The organism is Marinobacter halodurans, assembly GCF_004327985.1.
In the GTDB taxonomy this organism is placed as follows: domain Bacteria; phylum Pseudomonadota; class Gammaproteobacteria; order Pseudomonadales; family Oleiphilaceae; genus Marinobacter_A; species Marinobacter_A halodurans.
In genome coordinates this window covers 1-992 of record NZ_SJDL01000155.1, presented here as the reverse complement: position 1 = coordinate 992, position 992 = coordinate 1, and the positions used below count along the sequence as shown (strand labels likewise).

The following is a 992-nucleotide window of genomic DNA, read 5'->3' as shown; positions in this document are numbered from 1 at the left end:
ACCCCTCTTTGGCGGTGGTCACCACGCTGACCTTGGCGCCGAACTCATAGCGGGTGCGGGCCTTGCCCTTGGCAATACACACCACCTCTGGCTCGTGCAAACTGTACAGCCGGGGTTTGACGGATCGGTCACCGTACTGGTTCAACAGCTGCAAGGCCTGGTGGAGCTTGTGGTTCAGGCGTTCGGAGCGCTGCTCCATCGTGCGCTGGTCAACGATGGCCTCACAGATCTTGCCCAGGTTCCGGTGCATCTGGCGCAGGACCTTGTGCATCCGCTTGAACTGCTGGGCATGGGCGTAGCGGCCGACCTGCCAGACCATACCGGGCAGCCCCTTGCAAAAGGTTTGGCGGAATTTGATGCCTTCGGCCTTGGCCAGTTCGACAAGCTGCCGGTGGCAGCGCCCTGCCAGGCGGGCATCGCTCGGGTAAGCGACAGCCTTGGGCATGACCGTGGTGTCTATGACCGCGACTTTCAGGCTTTCCGGGGCAATAACACCGGTGTCCTGTCCCAGGGCAATGCTCATTGTCAAAAGCTCACAGGCGCCGTCTTCGCCAATACGATGCCGGAACCGCATCATGGTGGTTTCGTCCATCGGCAGCCGGTGCTGGAAAATCACTTCACCGCAGAAGTGCTGCCAGTAGGGGTTCTCTACCCAGCGATCCAGAACATCGCGGTCTGACAGCGCGTACATATGTTTGAGCAACTGCAAGCCCACATGCAACCGGATAGGTAACCCCGGCCGCCCAGCCTCCACCGCATACATCTGACCGAAATGCTCTTCGCACGCGGTCCAGTCGATCCGCTTGCCCATCTGCACCAGTTCGTGCCGAACATTCAGGATGTCTTCGAGGTAGGTTTGCAGCAGATCTCGCTGCGGAGCCTGGCGTTTATCCCGTGGGATCATGGGCATTTCTTCCGGATTCTGAGTGAAACAGGGCGATTTATGCTGGATATTATACTTTGAAACAAAGCCAACTCATTGTCTTTATTTC

At 58.2% G+C, this 992-nt stretch carries 1 protein-coding gene; it reads right to left on the bottom strand.

From position 1 onward, the window contains the following. Window positions 1–904: IS5 family transposase (locus EZI54_RS23900; RefSeq protein ID WP_131484341.1), on the bottom strand; the 904-nt coding region annotated here is incomplete at its 3' end. Window positions 905–992: the final 88 nt, after the last annotated feature.